Below are 15475 nucleotides of genomic sequence, written 5' to 3' on the forward strand. Positions count from 1 at the left end.
GCGCTTTCAACAAGGTTCGTCCGGGTTCGGCCGAATCGACGCGCGATTTTATATTGAAATCGGGGCACGAAGGTTTTTTTGAGGACAGCGGAACGCCAACGGCGTGATCGCTTCAAATTGAAGCGATCACGCGCGTTCGCTGGTGCTAACGTTTGGCCAACGCATCGAGGGCCTGGTCCAGCCCCTTGAACGATAGCTCGATGGGCACAGGCTTGCCGCTTGGATCGGTGAAAGTGATCTGGCCGGGCTTGGTCTGTCCGCGGAACGCCTGCATCTGCTCGGCGGTCAGCTCCAGTTGGGCGAAACAGGCGGCCTGGATGCAGGTCTTGAACGGAATATTGAGATGAGGCTTGGCGGCGTCGGCGACGACCTCGACGCCGGGCGCGATGGTCACATTAACCGGCACGAGAATGATGAGCCGCGTTGTTTTCTCTTCGCTCTTGGCGTCCTTGTCCGGCGTCGCTTTGTCCGCCGGCTTGTCCTTGTCCGCGGTCTTGTCGGGCGCTTGCTGGTCCTTGGCTTGTTTCTCAGCCTGTTTCACCAGGCGTCCGAACGCAACCTGCGCGATCGGCCCGGTCTGTCCCGGCAGGACAATCGCGGAATCGACCTCGCAGGCGCGTTCGCCGCTGCCGGGGTCGACGCCGCATCGCAAAGTCCATTGGCCGAATGTCGTCGCCGTGGTGGCCGGAGGCGCCGCCGGGGCGGGAGGCGCTGTTGTTGCGCGCGGTTCCGCGATTGCGGCGGCGCAGGAGCCAAGCAGCGCGCTTATCGCCAGTATCAGGGTCTTTCGCATGGTCAGCCTCGATGTGAGGATCGGAGTTATAGGGAGGCCAGCGCCCGAGGCAAGCCAATATTTGGCGGTCGCAGACGCCGGAAAGCGAAAAAGGCGCATCCGGCGACATCAGGCTCGAACCCCTTGAAAGGGCGACGGATGAAGATTTTGGACGCCACACGCGGCGCGCCATCCGAAGGGATCCGGGTTCCAGCGCGCTGCGCAATTGCTGTGAGCGATGCGCAAGACCCGCTCCCAACGTTACTCGACTAAGGCGGCGCGATTGATTTTGGCGCGCCGTCTCCGTAAGCAGGGGCTCGTCGATTGGTAAACCAAGGCCCACCGTGACGGCTCCGAAAATCCAACAACTCGCCTTGATCGCCGCCGCTCTCGCAGGCGTGGCCGGCGCCGCCGGCGTGATCCTGTCGGCGGTCTCCGCGCATCTGTCGGCAAGCCCGCTGCTGACGACCGCCGCCAGCTTCCTGCTGATCCATGCCGTCGCCACGCTGGCGCTTGCGGCCCTCGCCTTAGCCGCGCCCCGTCGCGGCGGCTGGTTCCTTTGCGGGGCGGCGCTGTTTCTTTTCGGCAGCATGCTCTTTTGCAGTGATCTCGCCTTTCGCGCGCTTTTGGGCGTCAGGCTTTTCCCCATGGCGGCGCCAATCGGAGGCTCGGCCCTGATCCTCGGCTGGCTATCGTCCGCCGTCGCCGCGCTGGCGGCTCTCGCGTCAAAAGCTGCCTGAATAACCCTCAAGAAATGAACAAATCGTGACCATTTGTCGATTCTCTGGACATTAGGGATCGCTCAAGGCAAAGTCAGCCTCGCAGAAACTAGGTCTCAAGATGACGCTTGCGTGCGCTGGCGATCCGCCATCCAAGAGGATTTTGATCGTCGAGGACGAGCCTTTCGTCGCGCTCTCGCTTGTCGACGCTTTGTCTGAGCTTGGTTTTGACGTCGCGGGCTGTTTCGGCGACGTCACCGCCGCGATGGACTTCATTGGCCGGGAACACATCGACGGAGCGCTTCTCGACATCAATATCGGGTCGCAGCGGATCGACCCTGTGGCCGATTTGCTGGCGCAGCGGTCGTGTCCGTTCATTTTCACCACCGGCTTCGGACTGTCCGACATCCCGGCCGCCTATGCGGACAGAGCGATTTTGCAGAAGCCTTTTGGCACCGCGGATCTTGTCTCGATGCTGGACAAAGTGTTTGGCGCTGTTGGCCACTAGACCTTTGTCCGGCGCTTTCGGAACCCGCGCGCCGTTATTCGAGTTTCGAGCAGGCGCTTTGATCGAAAACGGGTTGCTGAGAGCTGAAGATAGGCCCAGGAGGGCGTATTTTTTGCCTTCTTCGTGACATAGTCGAAGGCCACAAGCTTGTTTTCGCGGGGTGTGCGGGCGAAGCAGCCGGCCGGACGAGAGCTTGAGGGCGCCTGAAAGCCATGGCTGAAGTGGCGACGACTGCTTCCATTTCCCCGCAACCGCCGCGCAGGCAGGTCACGAGATGGATCGCGGCCTTCGGCTTTCTCGCCATTTTCCTCAGCATGACGGTCGCCGCCGTTCCATGGCTGTTTTCGACGAATGTGCTGCGCAATGAGATCATCGCGCAAATCCGGCGCATGACCGGGCTCATTGCGATATCGCAAGGCCACGCCGTTTTCGTCGTTTTGCCGCAGCCCCACATCAGCATCGACAATATCCGTTTCGCCGACCCGTCCGGCGCACTGCGCATCGACGCTGCTTATCTCAAGGGCTATCTGCGCGTCGCGGCGCTTCTGCAGGGGCGGCTCGAGATCGCGTCGGCGACCCTTGGCGAACCTGAGATGGTGATCAATCTCGACGGTCGTCCGATGCCTTCCGACAGCGCGATCGGGCGCGCCGCGAATGCAAAATCATCAAGCCCGCAGGCAACATCCGCCGATGAGGCGCGGCTTGGAGTGGTGTCATTGGTTGATGGCAGCGCCCGGCTGACGACGAGCCTTGGCGATGGCGACCTTTGGATCGACGCGATCAATGTGACCCTCGACTGGCGCAAATTGGGCGCCGCCGCGAATCTCACCGGGACGGTGCGTTTTCGCGGACAAAGCGCCGATATCGCCGCCATCGTCGATCGTCCGACGGATTTGATGCGCGGCGAACAGTCCGCGCTGAGCCTCAAGGTCAACGGGCCGGCGTTGTCGCTCTCAGCCGAAGGCAATCTTGCAAGCGCGCCGAAGGCGCAATTCACCGGGCGCATTTTCGCCTCTGCTCCGTCGCTGCGCCAACTGGTCGAAACGGGGGGATATTTTGTCGAGCTGCCGGCTCCTTTCCAGGATTTCGCCCTGACCTCGGACGCCAGCATCGGCGCGTCAGGCGCCAGTTTTTCAAATCTGCGCCTTCAGCTCGACGGCAATGCCTATGAGGGCGCTCTCGCGGTCATGATGGGGCAGGATAAGCCGATTCTTTCCGGCACGCTGGCGACGAGCGATTTGTCCTTGCGGCCCTTCCTTGCCAATCTGTCTCCGGCGCTCGGACGCGACGGGCAATGGAGCCATGACGCTTTTGATCTCGATGAAGAGAATTTCGCCGACGTGGACCTGCGGGTCTCCGCGGCCCGCCTCGCGCTGCCAGGGATCGAACTGGAGGACGCCGCATTTTCCCTGATGAACCAGAAACAGCGTCTCGACATCGCCTTGATCGAGGCCAGGGCCTATCAGGGGAGCGTCAAGGGACGCGCGTCTTTCGCCAAGACCGGCGCCGGGCTCGCCATGCACGGCAGCGCGGTTTTCTCTGGCGTCGACGCCGCCGGGGTGTGGCCGAACTCCATCGAATCGTGGAAAGTTGAGGGCGCGCTGACCGCCGCGGGCAATGTCGAGAGCACGGGCGCCAATATGAGCGAATTGATGCGCAATCTCAACGGCCATGCGCAGATCGCGCTGGAGCGCGGCCAAATTGGGGGGATCAATCTCGATCAGGCTTTACGCTGGATCGACACGAGGCCGCTGGGCCTTGCCGATGATATACGCTATGGCGGCACTGGCTTCGATGAACTCGGTCTCAGCCTTCGCATCGCCAAGGGCGTCGCTGAAATCGAGGATGGGCGGATGCGCGGCCGGAACCTTGCCCTCGGCTTCGGCGGCTCCATCGACATTGGCGAGCGCGCGCTCAATGTCCATGCGACCGCCACGACCGCCGGCGGCGAGGTTAAGCCTGGCGCCGAACGACCGAAATTTTCCTTCGACCTCGCGGGCTCGTTTGACGATCTCGCTCTCATTCCGGACGCGCGAAGCTTGATCCGGCAGTCTGGCGCGGCGGCGCCCCTGTTTTCCAGCGCTCCCGACGGCGTCAAACCGACATCCTCAGTTGAGGCGCATTGACCCAAGGCTGCACGGGTCAGCCGCCTTCGCGCATCGCTTCGGCTAGACGCGCTTCCAGGACGCCAGGCCGGACGAGAACGAGGGCGCCGCGGGTTTTCTCTATGAGGCCTTCCTGAGCCAGAGCCGAGAGTTCGCGCGTGACCTGCTCGCGCCGGCAACCGATGCGCGCCGCCAGAACGTGATGGAAAGGCGGCGGCGTCACTGCTCGTTCCGTCGGCCTGCCGGGGCGCGGATGCGCCATGCGCAACAGTTCGGAATAGAGACGATGCTTCAGATCGAAGATCGAATGTTCGGCGAGCCTTGCGTTCAGCTCGCGAATGCGGCCGGTCAGCAGCCGCAAGATGCGGTCGCAAGCCGTCTGCGAGGCGAAAATGACCTCGCGGAACACATGGGCCGGCATGATGCAGAGTTCCGACTTCGTCAAGGCCGTCACATTGGCCGAGCGTTTAGCGCCGTCGATCGCCGTCATTTCGCCGAAGAACTGGCCGGCGCGGCTTTCTCCGAGGATAATCTCCTTGCCGGCGACGGTGCGGATCAGGACCCGCACTTCACCGGCGACGATGAAATAAACGTCGGATGATTCGTCTTCGTAATCGACGACGAGTTCGCCATCGTCGAACCGGCGCCACAGACAGAGCCGATCAAAACGCTCGAAGTCGAGGTCGGCGACATCCTTGAAAAATGGTAGGCGCGCGAGGGTCTGCATGGCTTGCTCGAATCAGGAAAGGAGCTTTCGTATCTTTCAATTCAGTTTTGCTGAAACAATCGCCGCTGTCGCCGAATTTCGCAATTCCGCCAAAGCATAACTTGGTCAGAGGGGCTTCGACCGTTAAATAGCTGATTGCAACGGCTGATTGAATGAGCGAAGCGCTTTCTTGCTCCCATTTAAAGAAAAACCTGCCTGATGAACGCAAATCTTCAACTCATCGCCGAATCTCTCAAGCTCGACGGCTTCGCATTCGCGCAAGCCAAACAGATGGACGCTGCGCTGCGCGAGGCTGGCCTCACCGATTGGGACAGCTTTGCGCAAAGCTGGAACGATCTCGGCATCGATGGTTACATGGCCGATGGAGGGCGCTATCGCCGCCGCCGCTACGCCGCTTTCGCCGCCGCGCAGGGCGAAATCACGCGCAAGCCGCACCAGCCCCATTATCAGAGCCGGGATTATAATCCCTTGAATGGAGGCCTTGAGCGCTGGTTTGCGCCGGTGACGAGCGCAATCGGCGCCCATCCGGCCATGCGGGCGATCCTGCGCGCCTGTTTCGATCTCTTCGACGGTTTGACGCCGGCCGACGCGAAGCCCGCGGCATGGCACGTCGAAATCCATCAATTCCGGATCGAAGCGCGCGCCGGCGAGCACGGACTGCCAACGCCCGAGGGATTGCACCGGGATGGCGTCGACTGGGTGCTCGTTTTGCTGGTTGCGCGCGAAAACGTCGCCAGCGGCATGACCTCGATCCACGATCTTCTGAAACAAAATATCGGCAATTTCACTCTGACGCAGCCGATGGACGCGGCCTTCGTCGATGATTCGAGGGTCTATCACGGCGTCACGCCGGTCGAGCCTCTCGATCCTTCGCGTCCGGCTTATCGGGATGTGCTCGTCGTCACCTTCCGCCGCTAGAGCGCTTTCCGATCGAAGGAGTCATTCGATCGATCAGAAATCGCTCCAGATTCAAAAGCTTGAGCATATTCTCGTCGATCAGATCGACCGGTCTGATCGGAATATGCGCTAGTCCGTTTCCGATTTGGGCCGTTGCGGCCTTTCGAGCGTGCGGATTTCGAGACCGCCGATCGCGGCCGTCAAGGCGATCTGGCACGATAGCCGATCGTCTTCATGCGGGTCGTCGATATAGCGCAGCACGCTTCGTTCGCCCCGGCCCGATGGCGTGACGCGATCGCGCCCGCCTTTGTCGATTCTCACTCTGCAGCCGCCGCAACAAGCCCGTCCATTGCAAACGGGCATGACGTCTGCCCGCGCCCGCATCAGGGCGTCGAGCAGGCGTTCGCCCGCAAATCCCTCGATCGGCTGCGCATTTCCGGCGCTATCGCAAAGGATCAGCGAGATTGTCGGCCGCGCGTCGTCGGCCGCGTCAATCGCCTCGGTCGAAGGAGAGAAATTGTCCATAGCGGGGGCACCCGGAGGCGATCATGCCGTTTTGGCGGTCAACCTCATGCATGATCCAGTCCAGCGCCGACGCCGCGGATCGGCCGACGCACAAGCGGCGATGCGTGGCTTGCGGGGAAAGCCGTCGCCTCACCCGCATCCGCCCTGGAAAGTCAGACGCGCTGCCGCTGCGGCGCCCCGGCGACGATATTGCCGAGATTCTCGCTGATGAGACGCGCGGACGCGCTGAACGCCGCCAATTTAGGCGCTATCGTTTCCCCAAGGGCGGCGGCGTTTTGCGCGCCGATCGCCTTCTCAAGGCTCTCTTTATACTCCGGAATCTGTTCCCATTCGCCGACGGCGCTTGCTTCCACCTCAGTGTGAAACTGCAGGCCATAGGCGTGCCGCCCCCAGCGGATGGCCTGCGCCGGGCAGGCCGAATTTCCGGCGAGGATCGTCGCTCCTTCAGGAAGGCGGGATACCTCCGCGCCATGCCACTGAAAGGTCTCAAAGCCCGGGGCGAACCCTTGAAACAGCGGATCGTCCTGGCCGTTTGGCGTCAGGTCTACCTGCGCGAGGCCGACTTCGGGCCGCGCCATGAGGCTGACCTTCCCGCCAAGCGCGGCGGCAAGAAGCTGGTGGCCGAGACAGATGCCGAGGTAGGGGCGCCCCAAAACCCGCACCCAATGACGGATCACAGCCTTTTCGCGGACGAGCCACGGATGGGTTCTCTCCTGCCACACGTCCATCGGTCCGCCCATGACGGCGAGAAGGTCGAAGCCGTCGAGAGCCGGGATCGTCTCTCCGGCGTCGAGTTCGACCGTTTCCCAGTCATGTCCGGCTTCGGTCCACAACGTGCGGAAGATACCGGGATGCTCGACAGCGAGATGTTGAAACACCAAAATACGCATCATAAATCCTCAGAAGCAGCTTAAGATTCTGAAGTCTTGTTCGCAGACTCTAGAGTCTTGTTTGAAGGTCGCGGATCCGCTCTGCTCGAGGTTGAAAGCCGCGCGCGCCAGTGATTTTTTGAATAAAATGGTCGCCCTCCCTCCGTTCGTCGTTATAGGCCGCGAGCCTTGCTGCGCGGCCGCTCATTTGAGCCCGAAGCAAGATATGAGCCGATCACTCTCTCTGTAAGAATTGATTTATATTCCAGAGAAAATTTAGAATTTCTCATAATGTGAGCTGGCGTCAAGCGAGGCCCCCCATTTGGTGGCGCCGCTCATGCAAGTAACTGAGCGCCGGCTGATTGAGGCCCGACGTTTGGCGTCGCGCCGCCGAAGGCTATGGAGCGCATGGGAATGGGAAAGGTTTCGGGTCTTTATCGATATCCGGTCAAGGGCTTTACAGCGCAGCCGCTGACGGAAGTGGCCGTCATGCCGGCGGCCGGATTTCCAAAAGACCGGTTTTACGCCTTCAGCAAGGGCACGCTTCAGCCGAGCGATTATGAGGCCGCGCCCCGTCCGAAAACCGATTTTCTGATGCTGCTGCTGCATGAACAATTGGCGAAGCTTGATGCAAAATTCGATGATGGCGATGATGATCGCCTGTCGCTCTCAATGGGCGGCAAGCCGTTGTTCAGCGGTTCGCTGACCCAGGCCGAGGACGTTGAGCGTCTTGAGCAATTCATCGCGGCTTTTATGAACGGCAAGGTGTCGGGACAGCCGAAACTGCTGCGTATCGAAGGGCGCCAGTTCACTGATGTGGCGGTGACGAGCGAAGCCATGATGCGGGCGGTCTCGCTGATCAATCTGAAGTCTGTGCGCGTTCTTGAAGAGGCTGTCGGCGCGCCGGTCGATCCGTTGCGCTTTCGCGCCAATATCTATTTCGAAGGCGACAACCCCTGGGAGGAATTCGACTGGATCGGCAAGGAGGTTCGCATCGGTCCCGCCGGCGCCGTCGGCGTTTTGCGCACGAAGCGCTGTGGCGCGACCAACGTCAATCCAGCGACGGCGGAGCGTGACCGCAATCTGCCCGCGGCCCTTGTTCGCGCCTTCAATCATCCGGACATGGGCATCTATGTCGAAATGAAAGAGGGCGCCGATATCGCTCTTGGCGACGTCATCGCTCTCGCCTAGAGCATATTCCGATCCGATCGGTTCGATCTGATCGACAAGGATATGCTCTAGTTTTTGAAACTGGAGCGATTTCTGATCGATCGAATGACTCCATTCGATCGGAAAGCGCTCTAGGGTCAAGCGATCGGCCCTTGCGGGAATGGCGGCCCTTGTCATCTGCAGCTTTTGAACGGACGGTCGCGCAGCGGTCGTCGATTGAGGTTTTATGGCGCAGCCTGGAGACGTTTTGGACGCTTCGAACGCATGGCCCGAGCTTGACTACGCGGCCGGCCGGGAGACCTATGAGACGCTGCATCTGTTGACGCAGATCGTCGGCAAGATCCGGCTGTCGCGAACGCCCTGGCTCAATCACTCCTGGCATGTGACGCTTTATGTCTGCGCGCGAGGGTTGACGACTTCGCCAATCCCCTACGGCGAAGGCACGTTCGAGATCTGCTTCGACTTTATCGCGCACCGGCTGATCGTCGAGACGAGCGATGGCCAAAGGTGGCATATGCCGCTCCGGTCTTCGACCATCGCCGATCTTTATGCGACGCTCATGGCGGGGCTCGCCGGCTTGGGCGTCCGATTGGCGATCAATGAAACGCCGAACGAACTCCCGGACCCGATCCGCTTCAGCGAAGACAGGCTGCACGGCCACTATGATCCAGATCAGGCGCATCGCTTCTGGGAAGCGTTGCTGCGCATTGATCGTGTCTTTAAGCTGTTTCGCACCGGTTTTCTCGGCAAATGCAGCCCTGTGCATTTCTTCTGGGGCAGTTTCGATCTCGCCGTGACACGCTTCTCCGGGCGGCGCGCGCCGCTGCATCCGGGCGGCGTTCCCTATCTTCCCGACAGCGTCGTGCGCGAGGCCTATTCGCATGAGGTGAGCAGCGCTGGCTTCTGGCCGGGCGGCGGCGGAATCGATTATCCAGCGTTCTATTCCTATGCCTATCCGGCGCCGCCCGGCTTTTCCTCGGCTGTCCTGCGTCCGCAACGGGCGTTTTTCAGCACAGACTTGCAGGAGTTCATCCTGCCTTACGACTGCGTGCGAACGGCGCCTGCGCCGGACGAGGCTTTGCTGCAATTTCTACAGAGCACTTATGATGCGGCCGCCGTTGGCGCCGCATGGGATCGCGCTTCGCTTGAATGCGGGCCCGGGGAAATCGGGCGTCCCCGCGCGATCTCCGCCCCGCTTTGAGGGCGCCCGCTTTCAGCGGCGCCTGCCTCAAAACATGGCGATTTCCCTGGTTTCCATTATCTATATCCCAAGACCGCGGCGTCCGGCTCAGCGGCGGCGCTGATGGATTGGCGGCATGATCAGCATTTTCGAATTGTTCAAGATAGGCATCGGGCCTTCGTCTTCGCATACCATGGGGCCGATGAAGGCGGCGGGCGCCTTTGTCCAGTCTCTCGCCGAAGCCGGCGATCTCAACGCCGCCGCTCGCGTGCGGGTTGATCTTTATGGATCGCTCGCCTGGACCGGCAGGGGACATGCGACGGACAAGGCCGTCATTCTCGGCCTTGCCGGGGAGAGGCCCGAAACCATCGATCCCGATCGCGGCGACGAACTGGTCGCCACCGTCGCGAAAACCCACGGGCTGCCGCTCGGCGGCGTAAGGTCGGTCGCCTTCGACGCGACACGCGACATTGTTTTCGACCGGATGAGCGAAACGCCGCATCATCCGAATACGCTACGCTTCAGGGCTTTCGACGCGGAAGACAAGCCGCTGGCGGATGAGCGATGGTGTTCGATCGGCGGCGGTTTCGTCGTTCGCGAAGAGGATATGGAGACGCCGCCGATCCAGACGGTCAAAGTCCCCTATCCCTTCGCCGACGCGGCGGAGCTTCTCGATATCGGCGCTGCGACCGGCCTTGCCATCGCAGAGATCGTCGAGGCCAATGAATGCGCCTTGCGGCCGCGGCAAGAGGTCGAACGGAATCTTGCCGCGATCATCGAGGCCATGATGAATTGCATCGATCGCGGCCTCAGATTCGATGGCGAATTGCCTGGCGGTCTTCGCGTGCGGCGTCGCGCCAAGATGCTGCTTGCCCGCTTTGAGGCGGACCGCCTCAACAATCAGCGCCCGCCCCATGAAATCATGGATCGGATCAGCCTCTTTGCGATCGCCGTCAATGAGGAAAACGCCGCGGGCGGCCGGGTCGTCACGGCGCCGACGAATGGCGCGGCAGGGGTCGTGCCCGCGGTGCTGCGCTACTATCGCGACTATTGCCCCGGCGCCTCGGAGGCGGGGATGCGCGCCTTCCTGTTGACGGCCGCGGCGGTGGGCGCGCTCTTCAAGATGAACGCCTCGATCTCCGGCGCCGAAGTCGGTTGCCAGGGAGAGGTCGGCGTCGCCTGCTCGATGGCGGCGGCGGGTCTTGCCGCAGCGCTTGGCGGCAGCAATGAAAAGATCGAGAACGCCGCCGAGATCGGCATGGAGCATCATTTGGGCATGACCTGCGATCCGATTGGGGGCCTCGTCCAGATTCCGTGCATTGAGCGCAACGCCTTCGGCGCGGTGAAGGCGGTCAACGCGGCCTCGCTGGCGCTGAATGGCGATGGCGTCCATCGGGTGTCGCTCGATCAGGTCATCGCAACCATGTATCAGACCGGCGCCGACATGCAGACGAAGTACAAGGAAACCTCGCAAGGGGGCCTTGCGGTCAATTTCACCGAGTGCTGACCCACAGGGCGGCGCCGCTCATGACGCGGCCGCCGTCTCGTCGTAGGGGTTGTCGATCATGGGCTTCATCGGCGTTCCCTGAAGATCATCGCCCTTGCGGAACATGTCGCGGTTCTGGAATCCGCTCGCGCCCTTCGCGTCGCGCAGTTTCTCAATTTCCTGCTCGTGTCCCTCGAGAAACTTGCTCCATTTATTGTGGTCGCTAAGAAATTTGTCGGCGGTCGTTATGAACTTTTCTTCGTGGTTGAGGATCGCTATGGGGCTCAACGGAACGCCGAACATCAAAAGCGCCCACAAAAATGCAGTCATGTTGTGTTGCCCCGGCTTGTAGTGCCCGCTGTCGGTCCGAATTCCGAGGATGCGGCCGCTTCTGATAAGGATCGTGCCGGCCATCATAACCCGCGCGCCGGAGGTATATGATGAATGAAATCTGAACTCGGCCTTGTCCTGTTTCGTCATATAGAGTTCGCGGTCGAGCGTCATGATGAAGCCGGAGTAGCTCGGGGTTTGGCCTCCCATCTCCATTCCTCTCTTCATCTCGACATAGCCGCGATAGGACCAGGCGAGCTCCCTCTTGAGGCTCCTGGAGTTTTCCCACCACGGAACCTGGTAGGCGAGCGTGTCCTTGAACCAGACGCGGTATCTTGCGCGCTCATCATCGCTGAAAGGCTTCATCGGCGCGCTCTGATCGGTGACGTGGCCGCCTGCGCTCATGCCAAGGCCAACGAACTCCTTCAGCGCATTGGAAAGCTCGACGTCGGTCTGAACGACGAAGGCCAGCTTGAGCAGCTTCACGATCGCCGCGAACAGATTCATCATCGCGGGATATCGCCCCTTCTCGCATTTCTTGTTGCCGGAGTGGAGGCTCTTTACCCAAAAGTCGATGGTGAGAAAAAGGTCGCAAAGGATGAGGCTTTGGCGGGGGAGATCCAATCCGGCCGTGTGATAGTCTTCGACCAGCTGATCGATCCGCATGAGGATAATGTCCTGCTTCCTGACCGCGAAAGTCACGTTGGAATCGCGCATCCAAAGGTTGAGGGATGGAACGTCTTTATATTCAACTGGGGTCATGGCGCTGTCTCCTTTCACGGAACATCTCGCCGCTCGCGGCGGTTCTGAAAGGATAGAAGCGCAAATTCGCGGCCCCGCGTGTGGGCGATCCCACATGTCGGCGGCAAGTCAGCCGGCCGTGTTTTCCCACACCTGCCCCGGACGCAGGGCGATGAAGCGCCGCGGCGCGATGGCATAGGCCTCAAGGGCCTCGGCCAGCGCTTTTTCAGGGGCGTCATGGTCTTCGTCACTAAGACAGAAGGTTCCCCAATGCACGCCGAGCGCCTGACGCGCGCCGCAATCGCGCATGATCTTCACGGCCTCCGCCGGATCGACGTGCTGCGGCGCCATCAACCAGCGCGGCTCATAGGCCCCGATGGGGATGAGCGCTACCGCGGGCGAGCCGAATCTCTTGCGCACGCCACGAAAGATGGAGCCATCGCCATAGCCAGTGTCGCCCGCGATATAGACGAGGCCGGCCGGCGCCTCGAGCGCGAAGCCGCCCCAGAGCGCCATGCGGCGATCGCGCAGGCCGCGGGCGGACCAGTGGTCGGCGGGCGTGATCGTCGCCGCCACATGAGGCGACAGAACGAAGCGTTCGCCCCAGTCGCCGGTCGTCACCGCGATCGCGGGATAGGCCGCCCTGATCACGCGATCATTGCCGAGCGGCGCCACGATGAGCGGGCGATGCGCGCGCCAAAGCCGAATCAGGGTCGCGACATCCAGATGGTCATAGTGATTGTGCGTCACCAGCACGACATCGATCGGCGGCAGATCGTCGAAGGCGATGCCTGGAGCGTTAAAGCGCCTCGGCCCGGCGAAGGAGAAGGGGCTCGCGCGCTCCGACCAATGCGGATCGACGAGGATATTGCAGCCGGCGGCCTGGATCAGAAAAGACGCGTGACCGACCAAGGCGATGCGCAATGTTTCGACCCGCTCCGGCGGGCGATCCTTGTAAGGACTCGGCACGCCTTGCGGCCATTTCGCTTTCTGGCCGTTCAGCCGCCACCGCAGCAGCGCGCGCAGAGGCGGCGTCTCGCGGCGCCGGCCCGGATTGAAGAAGCGTTCGCCGTCGAAATGATCTGAAGCCGGACCTTCGTAATAAGGATTGGGCATAGAATGGTCTCCGGGGCGCAGTTGCGGGCGAGCGAGGCTCTCTTCACCCAACCATCATTTCCCAAAACCGGATGCTGGTCTTCGGATAAAATAATGCGATATCAGACAATGCAACTGGCTTGGTCTGGATCCAATTCAAAAACAACAAGTTGCGATCATAGAGGAAGGTCGGGGAAAGCGCGTCATGACGATCGAAGCTCGTGCGGAGGAAGGCCTGCTCGCCCTGCTCGAAAGCCGCCGCTCGGCGGGTGGCGGCCTGATCGGGGAGCCGGGGCCAAACGAGGGCCAGCTTCGCCGCCTGCTGACGATCGCCGCTCGCGCGCCGGATCATGGCGTGCTCGAACCCTGGCGCTTCATCGTCATTGAGGGCGACGCCCGGGCGCAAGCGAGCGAAAAGCTGGCTGAATGCTACCTGGCCGAGAATGCGGCGATGGAGCCTGGCAAGCTGCAGAAATTCGCCGCCATCATGGCGCGCGTCTTCACATCGTCACCGGTCGTGGTGATCGTCGTGAGCCGGACCGACGGGACCGCGAAAATTCCCGTCTTTGAACAGGAATTGTCCGCCGGAGCGGTCTGCATGAATCTTCTCACCGCGGCGCATGCGATGGGGTTCGCGGCCAATTGGGTGACAGGCTTTGCGGCCTCGAGTCCTCGCGCCCGCAAGGTCCTCGGCGCCGCGGAAGACGAAAAAATCGCAGGCGTCATTTTCATAGGAACGGCGAAAGAAAAACCGGCGGATCGCAAACGCCCGGACGTCGATGCGATTACCACAAGGTGGCGCAACCTCTGACGCCGTGTGCGCTCCTAAAGAAATGTCGAGGCGAGCGCAGGGGATTCTTGCAGCGCATGCGCCATGAATTCGAGCGCGTTGCGGACGTCGGCGCGCCGGGTCGGGCCGCCGAGGCAGACCCGCACAGCTTCCGGCGGCGCCCCATCGGCCGTAAAGGCGTCGCTCGCGACAATGCCGATGCGCGTTGATCGCATATGCTCGGCGAAGGCCGATCTCGTCCATGGCTTCGGCAGTGTCAGCCACAGGTTGAAACTCATCGGGTCGGCGCGAAACGCGCCTTTTGGCAGCAGCTCGGTCGCAAGGGCCTGGCGCGCCGCTGTCTCCGTGCGGATGAAGCGCAAGATGGCGTCGGCCGCGCCGTCTTCGATCCAGCGCGTGACCAGCGCGACTGTGAGAGGCGAGGCCATAACGCAGGAGGCGCGCACCGACGCGGCGAAGGGCCATCCAGAGCGCGCGTCGGGGGTCAGGACATAGGCCGCGCGAAGACCGGCGCCAATGCACTTCGACAGGCCGGCGACGTGCCAGGTGAGGTCCGGCGCGATCGCCGCGAAGGGGGCAGGGCCGCGCAACGGAATGAAGCCATAGGCGTCGTCCTCGACAATCGGCACGCCGAACCGCCGGGCGACGGCGGCGATGGCGGTGCGGCGCGCTTCCGGAATCGTCAGCGTCGTCGGGTTTTGCAGCGTCGGATTGAGGTAGAGCGCCTTTGGCTTCAGCCGCGCGCAGGCCTGCGCGAAGGCGTCCGGATCGACGCCGTCCTCATCCATCGCGAGGCCGTGCAGATTGACGCCCAGTTGCGCGGCGATCGAACGCGCGCCCGGATAGGTGATCGCCTCCGAGAGGATTGTTTCGCCGGGCTTGGCGAGGATGCCAAAGATTGCGAGCAGCGCGGGATGGGCGCCGGGCGTCACGAAAAGGCGCTCATGTGACGGCACCAGCGCGCGCCGCCCGAGCCAGTTCGAGGCTGCGTCCTTATCGGCGGGCGAACCGCCAAATCCCTGATAGCGCAGCAGCGGGACAAGATCCTGCGAGACGGCCTCGACGCCTGCGCGCATGCGCTGGATGAGATCGGGGTCGTCGGGTTCGGGAGGCAGATTCATGGAGAGATCGACGAGGTCTTGCCGCGCCGGCCCGGCGGATCGTTGCGGCTTCGCCCTGGCGCTGACGAAGGTGCCTTGGCCGACCCGCGACTCGATCAACCCGCGCTTTTGCGCTTCGACATAGCCGCGGGCCACGGTGGTGAAATCGACGGCGAGGCGGCTCGCCAGCTTACGTTGAGGCGGCAGCCGGTCGCCGACGGCGAGCCGACCGGTTTTGAGATCGTTCGCGATGACGTCCGCGATCGCGAGGTAAAGCGGCTTATCGCTGCCGCTCAGATCAGGCGTCCAGTCAGGCATGCTGCCACATCTTTCTTACTCTTGGGCGAGGAATTGATTCAATCCGCAAGATTGACTGTATATCGCTAAGGATCGTCGCGCATCAGATTTTTATGTGCTTCCGGTCTATCCATTCATTTCAGCCAACCGCCTCGCGGGAAATA

At 62.0% G+C, this 15475-nt stretch carries 15 protein-coding genes; 8 read left to right on the forward strand and 7 right to left on the reverse strand.

Annotation, left to right across the window (positions count from 1 at the left end; translation table 11 throughout):
- Positions 1-145: 145 nt before the first annotated feature.
- A complete protein-coding gene (locus tag MPC4_RS18830; protein WP_174513881.1) occupies positions 146-793 on the reverse strand; it encodes an invasion associated locus B family protein in 648 nt (215 codons plus the stop codon).
- Positions 794-1116: 323 nt separating this feature from the next.
- Between MPC4_RS18830 and MPC4_RS18835 the strand changes: the two genes are divergently transcribed.
- From MPC4_RS18835 to MPC4_RS18845, 3 genes are all read left to right on the forward strand, one after another.
- Positions 1117-1512: a DUF423 domain-containing protein gene (locus MPC4_RS18835; RefSeq protein ID WP_244629115.1), complete on the forward strand. Its 396-nt coding sequence runs from the start codon at positions 1117-1119 to the stop codon at positions 1510-1512.
- Between the two features lie 100 nt (positions 1513-1612).
- Positions 1613-1999, forward strand: a complete 387-nt coding sequence (locus MPC4_RS18840) for a response regulator (protein ID WP_174513882.1) — start codon at positions 1613-1615, stop codon at positions 1997-1999.
- 212 nt (positions 2000-2211) lie between these two features.
- On the forward strand, positions 2212-4125 hold the full coding sequence (locus MPC4_RS18845; protein ID WP_174513883.1) for an AsmA family protein: 1914 nt from the start codon (positions 2212-2214) through the stop codon (positions 4123-4125).
- Between the two features lie 16 nt (positions 4126-4141).
- Here MPC4_RS18845 and MPC4_RS18850 read toward each other — a convergent pair whose 3' ends face one another.
- Positions 4142-4831 (reverse strand): Crp/Fnr family transcriptional regulator, encoded by a 690-nt coding sequence (locus MPC4_RS18850; protein ID WP_134491377.1) that lies wholly within the window; start codon positions 4829-4831, stop codon positions 4142-4144.
- Between the two features lie 198 nt (positions 4832-5029).
- On the opposite strand from MPC4_RS18850, the gene MPC4_RS18855 reads away from it, so the two are divergent.
- On the forward strand, positions 5030-5749 hold the full coding sequence (locus MPC4_RS18855; RefSeq protein ID WP_174513884.1) for a 2OG-Fe dioxygenase family protein: 720 nt from the start codon (positions 5030-5032) through the stop codon (positions 5747-5749).
- Positions 5750-5857: 108 nt separating this feature from the next.
- On the opposite strand, the gene MPC4_RS18860 is transcribed toward MPC4_RS18855, so the two are convergent.
- Together MPC4_RS18860 and MPC4_RS18865 are read right to left on the reverse strand one after the other, a co-directional pair.
- On the reverse strand, positions 5858-6253 hold the full coding sequence (locus MPC4_RS18860) for a 2Fe-2S iron-sulfur cluster-binding protein (RefSeq protein WP_174513885.1): 396 nt from the start codon (positions 6251-6253) through the stop codon (positions 5858-5860).
- A 152-nt stretch (positions 6254-6405) separates the two neighbouring features.
- Positions 6406-7143 carry a type 1 glutamine amidotransferase gene (locus MPC4_RS18865; protein WP_174513929.1) on the reverse strand — a complete coding sequence of 246 codons (738 nt, stop codon included), beginning with the start codon at positions 7141-7143 and terminating at the stop codon, positions 6406-6408.
- A gap of 393 nt (positions 7144-7536) precedes the next feature.
- Here MPC4_RS18865 and MPC4_RS18870 point away from each other — a divergent pair, with 393 nt between their 5' ends.
- The 3 genes from MPC4_RS18870 to MPC4_RS18880 all read left to right on the forward strand — a co-directional run bounded on the left by MPC4_RS18870 (position 7537) and on the right by MPC4_RS18880 (position 10979).
- A complete protein-coding gene (locus tag MPC4_RS18870) occupies positions 7537-8313 on the forward strand; it encodes an MOSC domain-containing protein (protein ID WP_174513886.1) in 777 nt (258 codons plus the stop codon).
- Between the two features lie 205 nt (positions 8314-8518).
- On the forward strand, positions 8519-9493 hold the full coding sequence (locus MPC4_RS18875) for a DUF5996 family protein (protein ID WP_174513887.1): 975 nt from the start codon (positions 8519-8521) through the stop codon (positions 9491-9493).
- A gap of 115 nt (positions 9494-9608) precedes the next feature.
- The gene (locus MPC4_RS18880; RefSeq protein WP_174513888.1) at positions 9609-10979 is read left to right on the forward strand and encodes an L-serine ammonia-lyase; all 1371 of its coding nucleotides are present in this window, start codon (positions 9609-9611) and stop codon (positions 10977-10979) included.
- An 18-nt stretch (positions 10980-10997) separates the two neighbouring features.
- Here MPC4_RS18880 and MPC4_RS18885 read toward each other — a convergent pair whose 3' ends face one another.
- On the reverse strand, positions 10998-12050 hold the full coding sequence (locus MPC4_RS18885; protein WP_174513889.1) for a hypothetical protein: 1053 nt from the start codon (positions 12048-12050) through the stop codon (positions 10998-11000).
- Positions 12051-12158: 108 nt separating this feature from the next.
- Entirely contained in the window at positions 12159-13145 is a 987-nt protein-coding gene (locus tag MPC4_RS18890) for an MBL fold metallo-hydrolase (RefSeq protein WP_174513890.1), read from the reverse strand.
- A 184-nt stretch (positions 13146-13329) separates the two neighbouring features.
- Between MPC4_RS18890 and MPC4_RS18895 the strand changes: the two genes are divergently transcribed.
- Complete coding sequence (locus tag MPC4_RS18895) at positions 13330-13935, forward strand: nitroreductase family protein (RefSeq protein ID WP_134491393.1); 606 nt, start codon at positions 13330-13332, stop codon at positions 13933-13935.
- Between the two features lie 14 nt (positions 13936-13949).
- On the opposite strand, the gene MPC4_RS18900 is transcribed toward MPC4_RS18895, so the two are convergent.
- Positions 13950-15332: an aminotransferase-like domain-containing protein gene (locus MPC4_RS18900; RefSeq protein WP_174513891.1), complete on the reverse strand. Its 1383-nt coding sequence runs from the start codon at positions 15330-15332 to the stop codon at positions 13950-13952.
- Between the last annotated feature and the right edge of the window lie 143 nt (positions 15333-15475).

Origin of the sequence: Methylocella tundrae (assembly GCF_901905185.1) — a bacterium.
Lineage (GTDB): Bacteria > Pseudomonadota > Alphaproteobacteria > Rhizobiales > Beijerinckiaceae > Methylocapsa > Methylocapsa tundrae.